This is a genomic window from Aequorivita xiaoshiensis, assembly GCF_022008395.1.
Lineage (GTDB): Bacteria > Bacteroidota > Bacteroidia > Flavobacteriales > Flavobacteriaceae > Aequorivita > Aequorivita xiaoshiensis.
Window position 1 is genome coordinate 161,044 of the sequence record NZ_JAIRBB010000002.1, and the last position, 19,581, is coordinate 180,624.

Below are 19,581 nucleotides of genomic sequence, written 5' to 3' on the forward strand. Positions count from 1 at the left end.
TAGGGTGGTTTTACAACGCCAATTTGCTTAGTAGAAGTTAATTAAAATAGCGGGTAACTGGTTTATCCCTTTTTGGTCTTGAACCCCTTAACAATCAATAATCTAAAGAGTAGTACGAATGGAAAACCGTGAAACAATACATCAAACCAATCTGCAGCTTGCATCGCATTAGCTCCTCCTGCAATCCATTTTAATTTTCCCCAAAGATGTGGTTCGGGCATAAAAGGAGCTAAACCTAAAGTTAGACAAAGTAGAATAATTATACGCCAGTTGTTTAGGAAATCCATAGTATGAGGTTGTAATTTGTTAGTTCTTGATTGAAGAAATCTTATAGAATTTGTACTTATAAATATAAACTTACTCTAATACCATTTTCTAGTAAACAGACCAAGTAGCGTTTGAGGGCTTAGGGTTACTATAAAACGAACCTTTTCGTCATAATGAGGGAGGTTGGGTTCAAATCCTAAACTTGAATAAAGCGGGAAGTAAAGTTCGAAATAATCTGCTACCAAACTCAATCTAATTCCACTATCAAAAACTGCAGTAGTACCGCTATGTGTATTGTGGACTAACCCCACATCGCCATAGGCATATATCCACTTCCAAATATTAGTACTTGCATTGGCTGTTACCATCCAACTATTTGCAAAAGCAGGTTCTAATTGTGATTTAAATCCCCCTTCTGCAATAACTAATTGTTGACTGAAAAGACCAGAATCTTCACTTCTTCCATAGTAATTATAATCAAATAAATAATCACTAGGACGATCTAAGGCGAAACTGAAAAAATCTTCATTTTCACGCGTATCGTTGAAAAGAAATACTCCTGCAAAAAAGCGTAAATTTAATTGTCGGTTGCTTAGAAATAACTTTCTATACTCTAAGTTTGCTGATAGCTTACTAAATTTAGACGAAATTTCATAGTCCACTACAGACCTGAAATAATTAATTAGGTTTGGATTTGAATATACGTACTGAATATTATAAACACTGTAATTTGGCTCTTGATCGGGATCATTAGGGTCTTTGTCCTTATAAACGTTTATGTTTCTAAGATTGATAAATTGCTTTTCATTATCTCTTAAATCATCATTTCTGAATGAGAAAGTGATATAGGGTGTAAATTTTTTATAGAATAAACCACGATTGTAGGAGTAATAATTTCCTGAAAAACCATATCGCATTTTGTAAAGCTTGTCTTCATCTAAATATTGAATATAACTAACAGATGCACCTCCTACTAATTTCTTAGAGCGAAAACCATATTGGGGTTCAAAACTAAAGTGAACTGGCTTAGGAAGCACGGTTTTGTTATACAGTCGGATACCTGCAGATACCCCGTCGTACAAATTATACTCGAATATTGGCATAAAGAAAAACTGGGTGAAGCTAGGATCTTCTACATCCTGAAAAAGCCTAAATTGAATAGGCTTATTTAATAACCCATCTACCGTTTTATAATTGTTTCGACGATTATACTCAGGAATTTCACCTTTGTGATTAAGAACTAACTTTTTAATATTTTTAGATGGAATCGTAATTATGCCTATGCTGTCAATTGGTTTGGTCCAAGTTTTATAAACAACATCGTCATCATTTAAGCCGTATAAACTAACGGGGAGTTTAGATTTTCTATTGTTTTTTATGGAAACTATAAGAGAATCGCCTTGTTTTTGAACTTTCTTAATTTTGAAATCTATAGTTTTTCGAGTGTTTGCAAAATCCTCAAAAAACCAATTAATAGGTAGGTCAGTTTTTTCAGATAGAAAAGTTTCAAAATCTGAAGTTTTTACCGGTTTTAATCTATTTTGAGTGTAGAATTCCTTGAAGCTTTCACTAAGTACAATATCTCCTAAATAATCATTTAAATATTTCAAACCACTACCACCGTAATAGCCATTGGCAATATTCATATTAAATTTCAACAACGAATCTTTTGAAATTGTTAATGGTTGTTGAATATTATTACGAGCCATATTCAGATAGAGTAGTGGGTACTGATCATTAAACTCAAGGTTTGCTGCATGTGCCCAACGTATTACCCACCAATTACTTAAACTTCCAATTATTTTCATATTAGGGTAGTAAGTGTCTACATACTCCATCATTAGATAAATCTGCAAGGCATCCTGCAGCCAATAATCTTCTCTAGGATTGAAAATTAAAGTGTTGTCTATATAGTGACGGGTAATAGTTTTAAGATGTTCCATATCGTATTCAAAACCATCGGGGAACGGGCTGATAAAACTTGGAAGTTGGTTTAAACCGTAAACGGGATTTGTTTTGTAATCTGTCTCACTAACTACTATTTTTTTAAAAGGATAAGGCCCAAGTTTATTATGTAAAAATTGAGCGACTCTATCGATTACTAAGGCTTGAACAGGAGGGTTTACACGGCTGTTTTTAATATTTGTAACAATGCTAACTTTATCGGTTTCAATTGTTGTAAAACTTGGGTTTTTTTCAATGTATAAAACAGCGCTGTTGCGATCTACCCCTTCTAAATGAATAGTTTTTTCTTTAGTGGATAGGGTTTTAATTTCGACGTTTAAATCTGAAGTTACATTATATATCCTTGGAATGTTTAAGTTTATAGATATATGAGATGGAGTTAAGTATAAATCATCTGTGTTTTTATTGCTATAAACTTGCCATTCTCCATCGTAAACAGCAGGGGAAATGTACCAGTACCGCAGTTTGAAATTATTGTTTTTGTCTACTCCATATCGCGTAAACTTATCGTCTGGCACTTTTACAGTATACGCTATATTGAAAGTATAATTATCACCTGGATCAAGAGGTTTGTCAGGAATAATTCTTAATATATCTACTGCTTTATCACGTTGCCATTGTAGCGGAACAACCGAGTTGTTGTAGATTTTGTGAATATCTGTTTTTCCTCGATTTTCTTTTTTCTCGAAGTGAAAGGCACTCTCATAATTGTCGGCAAAACGTTTACCTAGCGGTGTTGTTTTTGCAGAAAAACTATTCGCCCAATCGAAAAAGTAAATTTCATTTAATGTATCCTTAGAAGTATTATGATACGTTATCTTCTGTTCAATCGAAATCGTTTTGTTAGAAGGGTTTAGCGTGGCATTAATGTTAATAGTATGCTGTGCCATTGCTTGAATAGTCAAGCAAAAGAAAATACAGTATAAAATACTTCTTGCTATCAAGATATTTTAATGAATTTAAATTCATAACTGCTAGAAGCATCTCTCAAACTATCAATACCTCCAGAGTTTTAATGGAAAATTAAAAGTTCGGACTTAAATTATATTCGTTGTAGAATTCGTTTAAGATAACTAGTACTTCATCTTCAGTATCAACTAAATGAACTAAATCTAAATCTTCAACATTAATGTTTTTAGCGTCAACCAATGTTGTTTTAATCCATTCAAACAGTCCACCCCAGAATTCAGTGCCAACCAATATAATTGGGAATTTATCTATTTTGTGAGTTTGAATAAGCGTTAATGCTTCAAAAAATTCATCTAAAGTGCCAAAACCACCAGGCATTACAACAAATCCCTGTGAATATTTCACAAACATAACTTTTCTCACAAAGAAATAATCAAAGTCTATGCTCTTATCGCTGTCAATATATGGATTGTCGTGTTGTTCAAATGGAAGTGTAATATTAAGTCCTACAGAAGTTCCACCTGCTAAATGAGCACCTTTGTTTCCTGCTTCCATAATACCAGGGCCACCGCCAGTGATAACACCATAACCGTTTTCTGTAATTTTTTTGGCGATATTTTCTGCTAGTTTATAATATTTGTGATCTGGTTTAGTACGAGCTGAACCAAAAATAGATACACAAGGTCCAATACGACTCATTTTCTCGTATCCATTAACAAACTCTCCCATTATTTTAAAAATAGCCCAAGAGTCGTTTGTTTTTACTTGGTTCCAGTTTTTAGGTGTTAATTCGTTTCTCATTTATTGAATAGTATTTTAATGTTGTTAATAATATTTACTTAAAGCAATCAGGAATAATCCTCTAAAGTAACTCTTTTTTAAGGAATCGCGCAGTATAACTTTTTTTGTGTGCTGCAATTTCTTCAGGAGTTCCCAAAGCCATTACTTTCCCACCTTTTTTTCCACCTTCAGGACCTATGTCTATAATATAATCTACGGTTTTAATAACATCGAGATTGTGTTCAATAATTAAAACCGTGTTACCCTTGTCAACTAATTTATTCAGTACTATCATCAATACGCGAATATCTTCGAAATGCAATCCTGTAGTAGGTTCATCTAAAATATAAAAAGTATTTCCAGTATCTCTTTTTGAAAGTTCTGTTGCCAATTTAATTCGTTGTGCCTCTCCACCAGAAAGGGTTGTAGATTGTTGTCCAAGCGTTATATACCCAAGTCCAACATCTTTTATGGTTTTTATTTTTCGGTGTATTTTAGGAATGTTTTCAAAGAAACCATCTGCTTCATTGATTGTCATCGCCAATACGTCATAAATAGATTTTCCTTTATATCGAATTTCTAAAGTTTCACGGTTAAATCGTTTTCCTTGACAGGTTTCACATTCTACATAAACATCTGGAAGGAAATTCATCTCTATCACTCTTAGTCCAGCACCTTTACAAGTTTCACATCTACCGCCAGAGACGTTAAAACTAAAGCGTCCAGGCTTATATCCGCGAATCATTGCTTCTGGAGTTTTAGCAAAAAGATTTCTTATTTCGGAGAAAACTCCTGTGTAAGTTGCAGGATTACTACGGGGTGTACGCCCAATTGGGGACTGATTAATATCTATAACCTTATCGAGATTTTCAAGTCCTTCAATCTTTTTGTAAGGCATAGGTTTTTTTACACCATTAAAAAAATGAGCATTAAGAATAGGGTAAAGTGTTTCGTTGATTAGCGTTGATTTCCCACTACCAGAAACGCCTGTTACGCCAATCATCTTTCCTAAAGGAAACTCAACTGAAACATTATTTAAGTTATTACCTGTAGCGCCCTTTAGCTTTAAAGTTTTTCCGTTTCCTTCTCTGCGCTTTTCTGGAATTTCTATCTTTCTTCTACCGTTTAGGTAATCTGCAGTAAGAGTATGGTGTTTTTCAATTTCTTTAGGAGTACCTTCTGAAACTATTTCACCTCCGTATTTCCCAGCGGCAGGACCAATATCGATTACATAATCTGCGCTCTCAATCATGTCCTTATCGTGTTCCACAACTATTACGGAGTTTCCAATTTCTCTTAACTGTTTTAAAGAATTAATTAATCGCTCGTTATCACGTTGATGTAGACCAATACTAGGCTCATCTAAAATATAGAGTACACCTACCAGTTGTGAGCCAATTTGAGTTGCAAGTCGAATACGCTGTGCTTCTCCACCAGAAAGCGATTTTGAACTTCTGTCTAATGCCAGATAAGTTAGTCCCACATCAATTAAAAATTGAAGTCTAGAACTTACTTCCTTTATGATTTCAGAAGCAATTTTTAGCTGCGTTTCTGAAAGGTTTTTTTCTAAATTATTAAACCAGTCTGCCAACTCTACGATATCCATATTGGCGAGTTCGGCAATATTTTTTTGATTTACTTTGAAATAAAGTGATTCTTTGCGAAGTCGAGTTCCGCCGCATTCTGGACAAGGAATTTTATCCATATATTCCTTAGCCCATCTTTTAAGCGAAGTAGATTCGTTGGCATCAAATGTATTTTGAATAAAGGTTGCTACTCCTTCAAAATCTATTTTATAACTTCTTGTAATTCCAAGTTCCTTTGATTCTACGTCGAACTTTTCATTTCCACCAAAAAATATTATATCCTTAGCTTTCTGAGGAATACTCTCAAATGAATCGCTTAATTTGAATTTATATCGTTCGGCAATTAATTCTAATTGTTTAAAAATCCAATTGCTTTTTTGTGGTCCGTGCGGAGCCAAAGCACCCTGTTTTATCGATTGTTTTGGATTTGGAACAAGCTTATTTAGGTTTACTTCATAAAGCTTCCCTAGCCCTTTACAATTAGGACACATACCTTTTGGAGAGTTGAAAGAGAAATTATTCGGCTCGGGATTAGGATATGAAATCCCAGAAGTTGGACACATTAATGAACGACTAAAGTATCGCGCTTCATTGGTATCGTTATCTAAAATAATCAAAACATCATCACCGTGATACATTGCTGTATTTATGGATTCTGAAATTCGTTTGTCATTATCTGTTTCGTTAGTAGCTGCCTGCTTGGTAAAAGGTGGAACTTTTAGCCTGTCTATTACAATCTCAATATCGTGAGTTTTGTAGCGATCTAGTTTCATTCCTTTTACAATATCTCGCACCTCCCCATCAACGCGTACCTTTAAAAATCCTTGTTTAGCTATTTGTTCAAATAGTTCACGGTAGTGTCCTTTACGGGAACGGATAACAGGGGCTAGGATGCTAACTTTTTTATTAGCAAAGTCCTCAAGTATAAGGCGTTTAATTTGTTCGTCGCTATAACTAACCATTTTTTGGCCGGTATTGTAGCTATATGCATCACTTGCACGGGCATAAAATAAACGAAGGAAGTCGTAAATTTCAGTAATTGTACCCACAGTAGAGCGCGGGCTTTTGCTTGTAGTTTTTTGTTCAATTGCAATTACGGGTGAAAGACCTTCGATTTTATCGACATCTGGACGTTCTAAACTCCCTAGAAACTGTCGTGCATAAGCTGAAAAAGTTTCAATATAGCGGCGTTGCCCTTCAGCGTAGATTGTATCAAAAGCTAAAGAAGATTTTCCACTTCCCGAAAGTCCTGTAATAACAACTAATTTTTCCCTTGGAATACGAACATCAATATTCTTTAAATTATGGACGCGTGCGCCCAAAACTTCTATAAAATCCTCATTTTTCGACATAGTTTGCAAAGGTACTATTTCACCGCAAATTAAAGACTTGTGATGCTTGAAATTTTTATTCTGAAGTACTTAGAAATCAAGTAATCAAAGACGATTGATATCCTTGCCTGTAGGTAATTCAAATATCTCGAGATCGAAGTAGGGGATAGCTGCCAAAAGGTGATCAAAAATATCAGCTTGAACATTTTCGTAAGTTACCCAACGCTTATCCTTACTGAAGCAAAATATCTCAATAGGGATCCCTTTGTCCGTTGGTGCCAAATGACGAACCATCAAAAATAAATCTTTGTTTATAATTGGATTTTCGTTTAAATAAGCATCGGCATAATGACGAAAAACTCCTAAGTTCGTTTGATTACGGCCATTGATAAGCAATTCTTTATCAGCTTCATTTTGTGAGTTAAACTTAGAAACCTCCTTCTCACGGTGTTCTAAATATGGCTTAATTAGCTGAATCTTTTTGAATCTTTCAATATCTTCTGAAGACAAAAACTTTATGGAAGATTGCTTTATATAAATGGATCGTTTTATTCTTCTACCGTCACTTTCTTGCATTCCCCGCCAGTTTTGGAAAGAATCTGAAATTAAGCTATAGGTAGGAATTGTAGTATAAGTATTATCCCAGTTCTGAACGCGTACAGTTGCTAGGTTAATTTCGGTAACATGTCCATCAGCGCCAAACTTGCTAAATGTTATCCAATCTCCAATTCGAACAATATCATTTACTGCAATCTGAATACTAGCTACAAACCCGAGTATGGTGTCCTTAAAAATAAGTAAAATTACTGCAGACGCAGCTCCTAACGTTGTTAAGCTAATTAATGAAAAACCAGTTAACATATGGATGATATAAAATATACCAAATCCCCAAGCAAATATCATCATTACCTGAACGTAACTCTCCATGGGTTTGTCCCTAAATCGTTCAGTTCCTTGAAGATAGTTTCGAGTGGTTCGAAGAATACTTCTAAAAATATAAATTAAAAGAATGACAGTAAGAACCTTAGTAATAACCAATAGAAGATTGGTAATTAGAGGAGATTCTATAAAAATTATTGGAATTAAATTGTGTACAATTCCCAACGGCAGTACATGCGCAATATACCTTGGGAAATTACTTTTAACTAAATAATCATCAAAAGTGGAAACAGTTTTATTGCTTAATGCTTTAAAGGTTTCTATAATTAATTTTCTAAAGATAATGTCAAGGAAATAGACTACTATCCAAACAATGATACAATTTACAACAACGTTTAAGAAGATTGCCCATTGGGGATACATTCCTTCGTTTATAAGGAAGTTTTGTAATAAGCAACTATATTCTTGAAGTGTGTCTTGATTCATTATAAATATTTACGTTCAACATAAAAAGGTCCGAACGGAAGTACTGAACACATTACCACGATAAACAAATCGGCAATAGACCAATTAAGTTTTTTGTACATATATATGGCACCACCAACATAAAGCACGAATAAAATTCCGTGCGCCATACCAACAATTTGAACCATTTCTGGCATATCCCAGATATACTTTAAAGGCATAGCAATACCTAATAATACTAAAAATGAAATAGCCTCCAAAGTGCTAATGAGCTTGAATGTTTTTACTGAAAGTTCCACTATACTGATTTTTTCGCAAAGATACATCTTGAAAACTGCTTTGCTAAACTTTAAGACTAATTTAAGTGAGGAATTGTTTATTCATTATTAGTATCTTTAAAAGAAAAAAATAAATGGCCTTACTACTACAATCACCTACTGAAACAATAAAGCTTTCACTTCAACAATATTACGAGGAATTTCTAAGAATTTTACCTCGCATTGCACTGGCCATTTTAGTTATAATCCTTGGTGTTTTACTTTCTCAAATGTTAACCAGTTTCTATAAAAGACGTTTTCAGCAAAAATCTGAAGATCCTTTAATGTCGAAATTTTTGGCACAAGCGGTGAAAGTAATTTTAATTATTATAACTATAATGCTTGCTCTTCGAGTGGCTGGATTAGATGACATCGCCACGGGTTTATTAACTGCTGTAGGTGGAGGAGCAATTATTTTAGGCTTTGCATTTCAAGACATTGGTAAAAATTTTTTAGCCGGAATTATTCTAGCTTTTAACAGGCCGTTTAATATTAATGACACCATAAAGGTTGATGATATTTTCGGAAAAGTAAAGGAGTTGAGTTTTAGATATTCACATATAAAAACTTTTGATGGACGTGATATTTATATCCCCAATAGTGACGTGTTAACCAAACCAGTTGAAAATTATACAGCAGATGGTTTCTATAGAGTCGATTTTACAGTAGGTTTGGGGTATGAAGATGATATTGATGCTGCCAAAAAAGTAATCCAAGATGTTTTAGACAACAACGAAGAAATTGTCCGCGATGGTGAGCACGAAAATTTTGTTATCGAAGATGAGTTGGCCGCAAGCACTGTAAACTTGAAAGTATTCTTTTGGGTAGATACTGTTGATTATAGAAGGGCCTCAAGAATATTACGTGGGATGATAATTAAAGAAGTAAAAGTTGCCCTTGCCGATAGGGACTTCAATTTACCTTCAGATGTTGTTGAACTAAAACTATATAAAAACAGTCCGGAAATTCCTTTTAAATTGAATAGAGGGGAGGAGGGTAAAACAGCTAATTAAACAACATTTCTTATTCACAAGGCAAGGGGACATTCATTGCTTTATATTTTCTCGTACTTCCAAAATTAAAATGCCACCATTCTGTACGAATATTTTTAAAGCCAAATTTGCGCATTCCTTCAAAAAGAAGCTTTCGATTTGCAAGCACTTCTTTGGGTAAGTTATAATTGTCTATATGTGCTTCTTTTCCGAAGTAATCATAATCGCTTCCCATTTCAACATAACACCCGTCTAAGGTTTCTATAGTGATATCTACGGCAGCAGCTTTATTATGGATAGAGCCGTTTCCATAAGGGTTGCCAACATAACCAGGGCGTGGGTATTTAGACCACATAAATTTTTGAACATCTAGTGGGCGATAGCAATCGTAAATTTTAATCCGGTATCCTTTTTCACAAAAATATTGATTTGCTAATAGAAGGGCTTCAGCGACTTCTGGTTGTAAAAGGCATTCTGCACAATCGTAAAGTGTTTCGCCAATAAAATTATTTGGAGTGGCGTAACGGATTTCATAGTTGAATTCTGTGGAAAGATCTTTTAGATTAACTAACTTCTCTTGTGAATTCAATTTCACTGAAAAAAAGAAGAATAAAAGTAAAATTTCTGGAAGTTTCATTTTTCAAATTTAAGTAGAAATTAATAACAATAGAAATTGCATTTGGTAACTTTGAAAAAAAACAATAGACATGAATGATTTAGGAAAAAAATCCGCTCTAATTACTGGCGGTACAAAAGGAATTGGTTACGGAATTGCCGAAGCTTTACTCAAAGAAGGCGTTAATGTAGCAATTACAGGAAGAAATTTAGAAACAGCTGAAGAGGCTGCTAAAATGCTGAATGCACATGGAAACGACAGCGCTCAAGCCATTGGGCTACAAGCAGACGTAAGGAATTTTGAAAGTCAAAAAAAGGCAGTGGAGGCTGCAATTAAACAATTTGGAGGGTTAGATGTTGTTATTGCCAATGCTGGTTTAGGTCATTTTGGTTCTGTTGAAGATTTATCTATAGAACAATGGCAAGAAACTATTGATACTAATCTTACCGGCCCATTTTTCACTTTAAAAGCAGGGTTAGAACAATTGAAGAAAAACAAAGGTTATTATATAAGTATTTCAAGTTTGGCTGGAACTAACTTCTTTAAAGGAGGAAGTGCTTATAATGCAAGTAAATTTGGTTTAACTGGTTTTTCACAAGCAGCTATGCTTGATCTTCGCGACTATGGTATAAAAATAAGTACCATAATGCCTGGTTCTGTGTCCACGCATTTTAATGGGAATGAGCCTGATGAAAAGGATGCTTGGAAGATTCAGAAGGAAGATATTGGGAAGTTGGTAGTAGATTTATTAAAAATGAATCCGCGAACCTTACCAAGTAAAATTGAAGTGAGACCAACGACGCCTCCTAGCAAGTAAAAGTTATTTCAACTATTCAAATTAAAAAAGGCTGTTCAAAATGAACAGCCTTTTTTTTGTATAATCTTTATATTCTAAAATTAATTATTAGAAAGTAGTGCTAAGAATTTATCAAGGTTTGGTAAGATTACAATTCTGGTTCTTCTATTTTTTGCGCGACCTTCTTTAGTATCGTTTTCGGTTAAAGGATGAAAACTACTACGACCAGCAGCAATTAGTTTGGCAGGATCTACACCGTACTTATCTTGTAAAATTCGAATTACAGCAGTAGAACGATCTACACTCAATTCCCAGTTGTCCTTAATATAAGCACCAGGTTTTACAGTTTGGCTATCAGTATGACCTTCAACCATAACTTCTAACGCTGGTTCGCTATTAATAACATTAGCCAAACGCTCTAATAGGGGGTTAGCTTTTCTATTAACACGTGCACTACCAGAACTGAATAATAGCTTATCAGAAATAGTAATCATTACTACTGTTTCATCAATATCAATTGTGATATCATCTTCTTCACCTTCACCAACTAATGAGTTGTCGAGGTTTTTCTTAAGATTGTGAGAAACAATAAGATTCATAGAATCTTTAAGTGTCTTAGCTTCGGCCAATTCTTGGGGATCTACATTGGCAAGCGCTTTTTTCATTTTTTCCTTGTCATTTTCTGAAATCACAACACCTTCAAACTGCTGTAGGCGGTTATTGTTACTGTCAGTTAATGATTGGATTTTAGAATTGTAACTAGCAACACGCTCTTCGATTTTAGCGTATTTTGCTTCAATCTCTTCTTTTTCAAGTTGAGTTTTTGCTAATGTAGAACGCGTATCATTGTACTGATTCTCAAGTTCTACATACTTTTTTTTCGACACGCAAGAGGTAGCAAATAATGCTCCCGCAAGCATGGTTAGTGCAATAGATTTTTTCATTTTACTAATTTTTAATAGGTTTGTATGGGACAAATATATGTGCCAACACTACAAATAATTAGTTAATAAGTGCTATTGTTTTGTTAAAGAGGTATTAAAGGATTTATAGTACGAATCCTATAAGCCAGTAAAGTATAATAAATACTATAATCGTACCAATACAACCGCACTTACCTCCACCTATTTTTTTAGCTCCCCAACCGGCAGCTAATATTCTAAGTAATTTTTTCATAACGTTTTATTTGTGTTTGGTTAATTTTTATTCTTCTTTTTTAGTTGTCATTTGTAATTTATTCTTTCCAAAATCCAATGTTCGAATAGGGAAAGGGATGTTTATTCCAGCCTCATCAAAGTTTTTCTTGATTAGCTTAATGGCTTTGTGTTTAGCAGCTAAAACTGGTTTTGGGCTTTGACTGTTAATCCAAAATCGTGTGATAAAATTAATTGAACTATCCCCAAATTCACTAAAGAAGAATTCCACTTCTTCATTGTTATTTTGTTTAAAATTATCTGAAATAATTTTGATAACCAATTCTTCTACTTTTTCTAAATCGTCTTCATAACCCACCCCACATCCAACAGTAATTCGTGTTCTTTTAGTCCATGAGTGATTTATAAATATATGTTCGATAAATATTTTATTTGGAACAATAAGGTAATCGTTATCCGTTTGTCTAAGTGTTACGTTTCTCAAATCTATTTCTTCTACAAAACCACTGTGATCCTGAGTTTCCACAAAATCGCCTATCCTTACTTTGGGTTGAAAAGACAGCATAAATCCTGATACAGTATTGCTTAAGGTGCCTTGTAATGCAAAACCTATAGCCAATCCCATTACACCGGCACCAGCTAGTATTGAGGTGAGCATTTTGTCGAGTTGCAGAACGCTAAGCGCTATAAAAAAACCAATTATTAATACTATGGCATAAATTGATTTTGATAAAACTTGTTTAATTGATTCATCACTCATTTTCTTAAAAAGAACATTGTGTGCAAATTTCTTAACCCCTTTGGCAATAAAATAAAATACTACCATTACCAATATAGCTATCGCCATATTGGGCAGTTTTAAAATAATCGCATCCAACCAACCATCGAGTTTATCCCATAAGTTTGAAATTGAATCAGTAATTGAAAAGTTTTGAAGTGCCATATATTTTGTTTTATAACAATGATGAAAGCATAAATGTACCAAATATCCATAAAATGATAGACAAAATACCCCCAATTATAATGAAATGCTTGAATTTATAAATGCCCATACCGTATATTAAAGTATTTGTTTGGTAGCCCATTGGAGTAAAAAAACTGAAGTTAGCTCCAAATAAAACCGATAGTATGAAGGGCTTTAAAGACAAATCTAATCCAACTCCTACCGCTATGGCTATAGGTGTCATAATTATTGCCGTAGCATTGTTGCTAATGGCACTACTCATCAACATTGTGATTAAGAAAATGAGGCCTATAACTATTAAGTTGGACTGTCCACTTAAAACTGTAAGCAATTGATCGGAAAGCCACTTGTCTGCACCTGTATTATTCATTGCGATACCGAGGGGAATCATTCCTGCAAGTAAAAAGATTACCTGCCAATTTATTCGATGATAAACATCGTTTAAATTCAGACAACGGGTTAAAAGCATTAAACAAACACCGGTGATGGCACTAATTAAAATTGGTAAAACTCCACTAGCTGCTAAACCAATTACTAGTAGTAAGATAAGAAATGAAATGTTTCTCTTTCGAATATCTACTGTTGGTTTGGTTTTATGTTCTTTTAAAACTGCAACATTCTCCAAATCGTAAAGTATGCTCATTTCATTTTTTGGAATTTCAACCAAAAGTCTGTCACCAGGTTTTAAAGTAATTTGCTCGATATTCTTACGGATTAATCTTTCCTTGGTATTTCTAATATTTCTTCGCTTTTTTATAGCAATAGGGAGTGCACTATTAAAGGTTTGTTTTCTTAACTGTTTTAATGTTTTACCTATTAGAACAGAACCAGGCAGAATTAAAAGTTCTACAAAAGTCCATTCCTTCGAAATTTTACTTGTTTCTTTATCTTTTTCTCTGTCGGTATGTTCGTTATCTCCTTTATCCTCTTCATCTTTATGAATACTTAAACCTTCAGCATTTTTAAGTTCAGTAAGATTTTTTAAATCACACATTAAAACTAATCTATCACCTTCCTTTAAGGATATATATCTGCCAGGTGCATTAATGGTTTGTTTTCCTCTTCTTAATTTTAATATTGAAATTTCTGGATTTGAATATAAAAAAGTGTCTTCTATATTCTTGTCTAATAATTTAGATTCTTCAGTTATAGTTACAGTTGTTACATAATCGTCCAATTCATATGCTTCTTGCAAACTTTCTTTAGAGTCGGAGGGAAGCCAGCGTGAACCTATAGTTATTACGATAATTCCTAAAATTAAAAAAATAAATCCGAAAAATGAGAATTCAAAAAAGCTAAAGCGCTCGGCTCCTAAATCCTTTGCAATAGCGTTTACTATAAGGTTTGTTGAAGTCCCCATAAGTGTACAGCTACCACCTAAAATACCTGCAAATGATATAGGTAAAAGTAACTTGGCCTTTGGAAGGTTAAAGCGCTTAGCTAATTCTGAAATAATTTTAATAAATACAATTACTACTGCGGTTGTATTTATAAATGCAGATATCCCACCAGTAATAAGCATAAATACGGGGAGTAATAGAAAGAGTGGGAGTATGTGTAAATTTTTAAGAAAACGCGCTAGAGTTGCAATTACGCCGTTGTCTTCAAGGGCTAAAGCGATAATCATTAAGGAGAGCACTGTAATAGTTGCGGGGTTAGAAAAGCCCGAAATTGCCTCTTCTGGTTGTACTAATCCGGTAAGTGCTAATGTGGCTATTACCAACATCGCAATTTTATCTACTGAAAAAACTTCAAAGGCAAAAAGGATAATGGTAATTAACAGAATAGAAAAAACGAGTATTATTTCTGTTGTCATAAGACTTTTGTTATCGTTATAAAGATAACCTCAGAAACAATACTCGTTCTTTAGAAAATGTTAAAAATATTAGAGAACCAATATTTTTAAAGATTTTTTAGCCTAAATACTTTTTCAAGATGTGGCTTTTAGAAGTCTGACGCAAACGACGAATCGCTTTTTCACGAATTTGACGTACACGCTCACGACTTAAATCGAAAGTATCACCAATTTCTTGAAGTGTCATAGGTGGTTGCCCACAAAGACCAAAATTTAATTTAACAACATCCGCTTCACGTGGAGCTAAAGTGTCTAATGCGCGATTAATTTCAATACGAAGTGATTCGTGCATTAAATCTTTATCAGGATTAGGACTTTCTCCAGAACTCAATACATCATAAAGGTTGTTGTCATTCTCTCCTTCCTGAAATGGTGCATCCATCGATAAGCTTCGCGTTGAGTTTTTCAAAGAACTCTTTACTTTACTTTCACTAAAGTCTAATTCTTTTGCAATTTCAGCCGCAGTAGGTACTCTTTCAAACTTTTGCTCTAGGTGAATAGAGGCTTTTTTAATTTTATTGATATCACCAATCTTGTTAAGTGGAAGTCTTACAACTCGCGACTGCTCCGCAATTGCTTGTAGAATTGCTTGTCTAATCCACCAAACGGCATACGAGATAAATTTGAAACCTCTCGTTTCATCAAATCTTTTAGCAGCTTTCACCAAACCAACGTTTCCTTCGTTAATAAGATCTGGAAGACTTAAACCTTGGTTTTGATACTGTTTTGCCACAGAAATAACAAATCGTAAATTCGCACGACTCAATTTATTAAGTGCGGCTTGATCACCTTCACGAATTCGTTGTGCCAACTCAACCTCCTCTTCGGCGGTTATTAAATCTATCTTACTAACATCCTGTAAATAACTGTTTAAAGATTTGGTTTCTCTGTTGGTAACCTGCTTCGTGATCTTAAGTTGTCTCATATATTCTCCTGTTTTTAATAATAACACGGCATAGTAAGACATTTTTGGGGATTTTCCAAATAGTTAACATAAGTTGTTAAAATTTGATGGTGTGATTTTTAATGTTTATCTTAATAAAAATTATGAATATGAAAGATATCTTAATCCCTATAACTGCCTTGTTGTTTACCTCAATTGCTTGGGCACAAAAGCCCACAGAGGTCCCAAAACCAAGTGATTACCCAATAGACTTATCTAATACAGCCGACTTGATAATATATATAATTATTCCAATCGTGTTTGTGGTATTAATTCTTTGGTGGAGAAAAAGGCAAAAACATAATAAATAAAATTTTACAATTTATTTCTTGTTTATCAAATAGCACACTAAATTTGGTGTAGTTGTTGTTATAGGATAAGAAATTTTATATGCTATGTTAAAGAAATTTTTATTCATCGGTTTAATTCTGTTTCACGGGGTTTTGTTTGCACAAATTGAATTCCCGAATAACAATAATGTTCGTTTTGAATCGTCGCAATCAACAATAGATAATCCAACAGGATTTGAAATACCAGCTGTAAAAACACCATCCCTTACTAAGAAGAATAAGGCTAATACTTTTAGCAATTCTGATTTAGGTAAAGAAAAAGAAAAGCAAATCGATATGCAAAATGGGGATGGGCTAATAGACTACACTGGTACAAACAAAGCACCGAAGTATTTTACTAAAGACAAAGAAGCTAAACCAGAATACGGAAAGGATCAGTATTTAGGTGATTTTAAAACAACAGCAAAAAAGGCTACTATTATGTATCGCGATCACGAGTTTGTGGACGGAGATATGATTAGAGTATGGGTTAACGGACAAATTGAAATTGCTCACGTAAGATTGGAAGGAAGCTTTAAGGGCTTTGATCTTCCGCTTGAGGATGGTTTTAATAAAATTGATTTTGAAGCTTTAAACCAGGGTTCTTCAGGTCCGAATACGGCACAAGTTAATGTTTACGATGAAATTGGAAACCTATTAGCTTCTTACGAATGGAATTTGCTAACAGGAAATAAAGCCACTACAATTATTGTGAAGCAATAATTTATATCGAATAGTCTTAAAACATCCATATTTAAAAGAATTATTGTCGATTAATGCGAGTTTATTCAGCATTGTATTTTAACTTTACAAGAAATACTATCCGCTATGAAAAAAGTAATAATTACAGTTGATTATAACCCTAATTCTGAAAAAGTTGTAAATAAGGGATACGAGCTAGCAAAAATGATGAATGCTGAAGTTTGTTTGCTTCATGTACTTTCGGAAATGCGTTATTATGGAATAGAATATCAACCATTTATGGGATATGAAGGATATGCTTTTCCTGTAGATTACAACATACAAGAAGAATTTGTAAAGGTTGCTGAAGATTATCTTCAACAAGCAAAGAGGCATATAGGAGGCGAAAATATTTCAACAAAACTAGTAGAAGGAGATACCGCAAATGAGATTTTAAAATATTCGAACGAATGGGGTGCAGACTTAATTGTTATGGGAACGCATAGCCACGGTACATTAGAAAGAATTTTCCTCGGGACAGTGGCATCCAGTGTACTTGAAAAAACTAAAGTTCCAGTATACCTTGTTCCTACCGGAGAAAAGTAGGAGGAAAGTAGATGTATATATAAGAAATGGTTTTTTATTAAAACAAATTGGATTTCTTATTATTTATACAATCTAGTTTTGAAGCGTTTAAATAAAGTTATCTTTGAAAAAATTCAATCTTGATTTATGGCATTAACAAATAACGATATAATGAAAAAATTGCGCGTAGCGCATAAACTAAGAGATGAAGATATCGTAAAAATCTGTGCATTAGTAGACTTCAAAGTAAGTAAAAGCGAACTTGGTGCAATATTTAGAAATGAAAACCACGAAAAGTATATGGAATGTGGTGATCAGTTTCTTCGTAATTTTTTAAATGGTTTGGTAATTCATTTACGTGGACCAATGCCTGAAAAGAAAAGACCACTAGCAAAACCTAGCGCTCAATCTAAGCCAAACCGTTAGAAAATATTTTTTAAAATCTTTTCTTTTGTTGAAGATTTCATAGTTAAAACACTGAAATTCTTTAACATAGAATTAACCGTGAAGGATTTCATAAATCATTGTGTCTGAGTATTAATAAAATTATATTTGCAATGTCTTATACCGGTATCGGTTGTTGACTATTCTAAAGATAAAAACATTGAATTTTCACTACACATAATGAATACAGTAAAAAAATCTGAAACTAATAAACTAAAGAGAGTACACCTGTATTATAAATACACAGGTTTCTATTCCTTTGTAGGGCAAAGTCTTAAAAAAGCTTTTATTCCGATAGTTTTAATTATTGCTGCATTATTTGCCGTAGATAGATATTTAGTAGATTTCAGTGACCTTTTTACTTACGTTACTGAAACTTATGCGCCAATAAATATTTTGTTGGTCTTCTTGGCTTCAGAATCTTTACTTGGACTTGTGCCACCAGAAATTTTTATCGCTTGGAGTGATAAAATGCCCCAGCCAATACTTTACCTAACCTTGTTGGCTGCATTATCGTACATAGGAGGTATTATTTCATATTTTATTGGCAGATGGATTTTCACGCTTCCTAGAGTTTATGAATATATGGAAGGAAAAATGAAGAAGCATTTAAAGCAGATCCGTACATGGGGAGGCTTCCTTATAGTTGTTGGTGCTTTGTTGCCTATTCCGTATTCTATGACTAGTATGGCTGCAGGAATGATTCATTATAGCTTTAGGAACTATCTTCTTTTTGGCTTACTTCGTTTTGTAAGATTTTATCTTTATGCTTTAGCTATTTTCAATTTGCTTTAGTAAAAATCGCGCTTTTAGTATTTCTACAATTTCTGAGGTTTAGAGTTAATTCTGATCTTTATCCATATAAGTTGTAGTATTAATTATTCCGAATCTTTTTCTGATTAAACTTCCTTTTGGTTTTAATTAAGCTAAATCTTAAGTCGTCATAAAACAAACTCACTATTAGGATAACAGCTCCAATTATTAAATTGTTAGTCTTAAACCCTAAAGTTGAATAACAAAAACCACCAAGTAAACCTCCCATAAAGAAAAATGAGATTATTACCATTCTAAGCTTTATATTCGATTTTACTTTTTGAATGTCGGGGTGCATTTTTGGAAAAAATAGATGAGCCAATTCAATTCCCAAATCAGTAAAAAGCCCTGTAAGGTGCGTAGTACGCACAATTTCGTTTGAAATTTTAGTCACAAAAGCATTTTGCATACCCATTGCAAACAGTAATAAGCAAGCTATAGTATTTGGATGTTGTATTTCGGTAGAATGAGCCAAGATGGCTGCTGTAATAAGAATTATGGCCTCTGATAGCGTAGGTAACACAAAAACATTTATTCTTTTGGTTTCTCTAAATTTTAAAATAAGAATACTAGAACAAAAAGATCCTAGAAGAAACGAAAGGATAAACAGCAAATAGATAGTTCCCTTCCAAAATTTTAAATTTTCTAATTCATATATAAATTGGGCGAAATGACCGGTTACGTTAGTTGTAAGCTCTTGAATGGCAAGAAAACCAGTAACGTTAACAATACCAGCAACAAATGATAAAACAGTTGCAATTTGTAGATTGTGTTTTAAAGTTCTGCTTTTGCCTTGATGCCTAAACATTATATTTTATTTTAAACTTTAAAGTAAGCATTAGAGGAATTAAGTGAACAACTGTGAATAAAACAAATTTAACGTTTTTGTTAACATGGAAACTTCGAAATG

20 protein-coding genes are annotated in these 19,581 nt (G+C 33.6%); 7 read left to right on the forward strand and 13 right to left on the reverse strand.

The genetic code is table 11. From position 1 onward, the window contains the following. Positions 1-62: 62 nt before the first annotated feature. The 6 genes from K8344_RS04005 to K8344_RS04030 all read right to left on the reverse strand — a co-directional run bounded on the left by K8344_RS04005 (position 63) and on the right by K8344_RS04030 (position 8,508). Entirely contained in the window at positions 63-287 is a 225-nt protein-coding gene (locus K8344_RS04005) for a hypothetical protein (RefSeq protein ID WP_237606982.1), read from the reverse strand. A 75-nt stretch (positions 288-362) separates the two neighbouring features. Beyond that, entirely contained in the window at positions 363-3,122 is a 2,760-nt protein-coding gene (locus K8344_RS04010; RefSeq protein WP_237606983.1) for a gluzincin family metallopeptidase, read from the reverse strand. A gap of 133 nt (positions 3,123-3,255) precedes the next feature. Then, a complete protein-coding gene (locus K8344_RS04015; RefSeq protein WP_139854591.1) occupies positions 3,256-3,942 on the reverse strand; it encodes an LOG family protein in 687 nt (228 codons plus the stop codon). Between the two features lie 61 nt (positions 3,943-4,003). Then, positions 4,004-6,859 (reverse strand): excinuclease ABC subunit UvrA, encoded by a 2,856-nt coding sequence (uvrA, locus tag K8344_RS04020; protein WP_237606984.1) that lies wholly within the window; start codon positions 6,857-6,859, stop codon positions 4,004-4,006. Between the two features lie 84 nt (positions 6,860-6,943). Next, entirely contained in the window at positions 6,944-8,203 is a 1,260-nt protein-coding gene (locus tag K8344_RS04025) for a mechanosensitive ion channel family protein (protein WP_237606985.1), read from the reverse strand. Further along, the gene (locus K8344_RS04030) at positions 8,203-8,508 is read right to left on the reverse strand and encodes a DUF3817 domain-containing protein (protein WP_179951769.1); all 306 of its coding nucleotides are present in this window, start codon (positions 8,506-8,508) and stop codon (positions 8,203-8,205) included. The genes K8344_RS04025 and K8344_RS04030 overlap by 1 nt, the downstream gene beginning before the upstream one ends. An 86-nt stretch (positions 8,509-8,594) precedes the next feature. Between K8344_RS04030 and K8344_RS04035 the strand changes: the two genes are divergently transcribed. Beyond that, positions 8,595-9,512 (forward strand): mechanosensitive ion channel family protein, encoded by a 918-nt coding sequence (locus tag K8344_RS04035; RefSeq protein WP_237606986.1) that lies wholly within the window; start codon positions 8,595-8,597, stop codon positions 9,510-9,512. Positions 9,513-9,522: 10 nt separating this feature from the next. Here the strand turns inward: K8344_RS04035 and K8344_RS04040 are convergent, their stop codons facing one another. After that, entirely contained in the window at positions 9,523-10,128 is a 606-nt protein-coding gene (locus K8344_RS04040) for a M15 family metallopeptidase (protein WP_237606987.1), read from the reverse strand. A gap of 70 nt (positions 10,129-10,198) precedes the next feature. Between K8344_RS04040 and K8344_RS04045 the strand changes: the two genes are divergently transcribed. After that, complete coding sequence (locus K8344_RS04045; RefSeq protein ID WP_237606988.1) at positions 10,199-10,924, forward strand: SDR family oxidoreductase; 726 nt, start codon at positions 10,199-10,201, stop codon at positions 10,922-10,924. Positions 10,925-11,004: 80 nt separating this feature from the next. Here K8344_RS04045 and K8344_RS04050 read toward each other — a convergent pair whose 3' ends face one another. The 5 genes from K8344_RS04050 to K8344_RS04065 all read right to left on the reverse strand — a co-directional run bounded on the left by K8344_RS04050 (position 11,005) and on the right by K8344_RS04065 (position 15,801). Beyond that, positions 11,005-11,847 (reverse strand): OmpA/MotB family protein, encoded by an 843-nt coding sequence (locus K8344_RS04050; RefSeq protein ID WP_237606989.1) that lies wholly within the window; start codon positions 11,845-11,847, stop codon positions 11,005-11,007. Positions 11,848-11,950: 103 nt separating this feature from the next. Continuing rightward, a complete protein-coding gene (locus tag K8344_RS14120) occupies positions 11,951-12,079 on the reverse strand; it encodes a hypothetical protein (RefSeq protein ID WP_262913385.1) in 129 nt (42 codons plus the stop codon). A 27-nt stretch (positions 12,080-12,106) separates the two neighbouring features. Then, positions 12,107-13,000 carry a mechanosensitive ion channel family protein gene (locus tag K8344_RS04055; RefSeq protein WP_237606990.1) on the reverse strand — a complete coding sequence of 298 codons (894 nt, stop codon included), beginning with the start codon at positions 12,998-13,000 and terminating at the stop codon, positions 12,107-12,109. 10 nt (positions 13,001-13,010) lie between these two features. Then, positions 13,011-14,837 (reverse strand): SLC13 family permease, encoded by a 1,827-nt coding sequence (locus tag K8344_RS04060; protein WP_237606991.1) that lies wholly within the window; start codon positions 14,835-14,837, stop codon positions 13,011-13,013. A 97-nt stretch (positions 14,838-14,934) separates the two neighbouring features. Continuing rightward, positions 14,935-15,801, reverse strand: a complete 867-nt coding sequence (locus K8344_RS04065) for a sigma-70 family RNA polymerase sigma factor (protein WP_139854606.1) — start codon at positions 15,799-15,801, stop codon at positions 14,935-14,937. Between the two features lie 128 nt (positions 15,802-15,929). Between K8344_RS04065 and K8344_RS04070 the strand changes: the two genes are divergently transcribed. From K8344_RS04070 to K8344_RS04090, 5 genes are all read left to right on the forward strand, one after another. Next, positions 15,930-16,130: an adenylosuccinate synthetase gene (locus K8344_RS04070; protein ID WP_139854608.1), complete on the forward strand. Its 201-nt coding sequence runs from the start codon at positions 15,930-15,932 to the stop codon at positions 16,128-16,130. An 84-nt stretch (positions 16,131-16,214) separates the two neighbouring features. Continuing rightward, complete coding sequence (locus tag K8344_RS04075) at positions 16,215-16,871, forward strand: hypothetical protein (protein ID WP_237606992.1); 657 nt, start codon at positions 16,215-16,217, stop codon at positions 16,869-16,871. A gap of 105 nt (positions 16,872-16,976) precedes the next feature. Next, entirely contained in the window at positions 16,977-17,435 is a 459-nt protein-coding gene (locus K8344_RS04080; protein WP_237606993.1) for a universal stress protein, read from the forward strand. Positions 17,436-17,561: 126 nt separating this feature from the next. Continuing rightward, on the forward strand, positions 17,562-17,840 hold the full coding sequence (locus K8344_RS04085; RefSeq protein WP_237606994.1) for a DUF1456 family protein: 279 nt from the start codon (positions 17,562-17,564) through the stop codon (positions 17,838-17,840). 198 nt (positions 17,841-18,038) lie between these two features. Beyond that, positions 18,039-18,653: a YqaA family protein gene (locus K8344_RS04090; protein ID WP_139854616.1), complete on the forward strand. Its 615-nt coding sequence runs from the start codon at positions 18,039-18,041 to the stop codon at positions 18,651-18,653. 79 nt (positions 18,654-18,732) lie between these two features. On the opposite strand, the gene K8344_RS04095 is transcribed toward K8344_RS04090, so the two are convergent. After that, a complete protein-coding gene (locus K8344_RS04095) occupies positions 18,733-19,479 on the reverse strand; it encodes a YoaK family protein (protein WP_237606995.1) in 747 nt (248 codons plus the stop codon). Between the last annotated feature and the right edge of the window lie 102 nt (positions 19,480-19,581).

Bases quoted from the DNA above. Each gene is read 5' to 3' on its own strand.
- K8344_RS04005 (WP_237606982.1), bottom strand. From the start codon at position 287: ATGGATTTCCTAAACAACTGGCGTATAATTATTCTACTTTGTCTAACT.
- K8344_RS04010 (WP_237606983.1), bottom strand. From the start codon at position 3,122: ATGGCACAGCATACTATTAACATTAATGCCACGCTAAACCCTTCTAAC.
- K8344_RS04015 (WP_139854591.1), bottom strand. From the start codon at position 3,942: ATGAGAAACGAATTAACACCTAAAAACTGGAACCAAGTAAAAACAAAC.
- uvrA (WP_237606984.1), bottom strand. From the start codon at position 6,859: ATGTCGAAAAATGAGGATTTTATAGAAGTTTTGGGCGCACGCGTCCAT.
- K8344_RS04025 (WP_237606985.1), bottom strand. From the start codon at position 8,203: ATGAATCAAGACACACTTCAAGAATATAGTTGCTTATTACAAAACTTC.
- K8344_RS04030 (WP_179951769.1), bottom strand. From the start codon at position 8,508: ATGTATCTTTGCGAAAAAATCAGTATAGTGGAACTTTCAGTAAAAACA.
- K8344_RS04035 (WP_237606986.1), top strand. From the start codon at position 8,595: ATGGCCTTACTACTACAATCACCTACTGAAACAATAAAGCTTTCACTT.
- K8344_RS04040 (WP_237606987.1), bottom strand. From the start codon at position 10,128: ATGAAACTTCCAGAAATTTTACTTTTATTCTTCTTTTTTTCAGTGAAA.
- K8344_RS04045 (WP_237606988.1), top strand. From the start codon at position 10,199: ATGAATGATTTAGGAAAAAAATCCGCTCTAATTACTGGCGGTACAAAA.
- K8344_RS04050 (WP_237606989.1), bottom strand. From the start codon at position 11,847: ATGAAAAAATCTATTGCACTAACCATGCTTGCGGGAGCATTATTTGCT.
- K8344_RS14120 (WP_262913385.1), bottom strand. From the start codon at position 12,079: ATGAAAAAATTACTTAGAATATTAGCTGCCGGTTGGGGAGCTAAAAAA.
- K8344_RS04055 (WP_237606990.1), bottom strand. From the start codon at position 13,000: ATGGCACTTCAAAACTTTTCAATTACTGATTCAATTTCAAACTTATGG.
- K8344_RS04060 (WP_237606991.1), bottom strand. From the start codon at position 14,837: ATGACAACAGAAATAATACTCGTTTTTTCTATTCTGTTAATTACCATT.
- K8344_RS04065 (WP_139854606.1), bottom strand. From the start codon at position 15,801: ATGAGACAACTTAAGATCACGAAGCAGGTTACCAACAGAGAAACCAAA.
- K8344_RS04070 (WP_139854608.1), top strand. From the start codon at position 15,930: ATGAAAGATATCTTAATCCCTATAACTGCCTTGTTGTTTACCTCAATT.
- K8344_RS04075 (WP_237606992.1), top strand. From the start codon at position 16,215: ATGTTAAAGAAATTTTTATTCATCGGTTTAATTCTGTTTCACGGGGTT.
- K8344_RS04080 (WP_237606993.1), top strand. From the start codon at position 16,977: ATGAAAAAAGTAATAATTACAGTTGATTATAACCCTAATTCTGAAAAA.
- K8344_RS04085 (WP_237606994.1), top strand. From the start codon at position 17,562: ATGGCATTAACAAATAACGATATAATGAAAAAATTGCGCGTAGCGCAT.
- K8344_RS04090 (WP_139854616.1), top strand. From the start codon at position 18,039: ATGAATACAGTAAAAAAATCTGAAACTAATAAACTAAAGAGAGTACAC.
- K8344_RS04095 (WP_237606995.1), bottom strand. From the start codon at position 19,479: ATGTTTAGGCATCAAGGCAAAAGCAGAACTTTAAAACACAATCTACAA.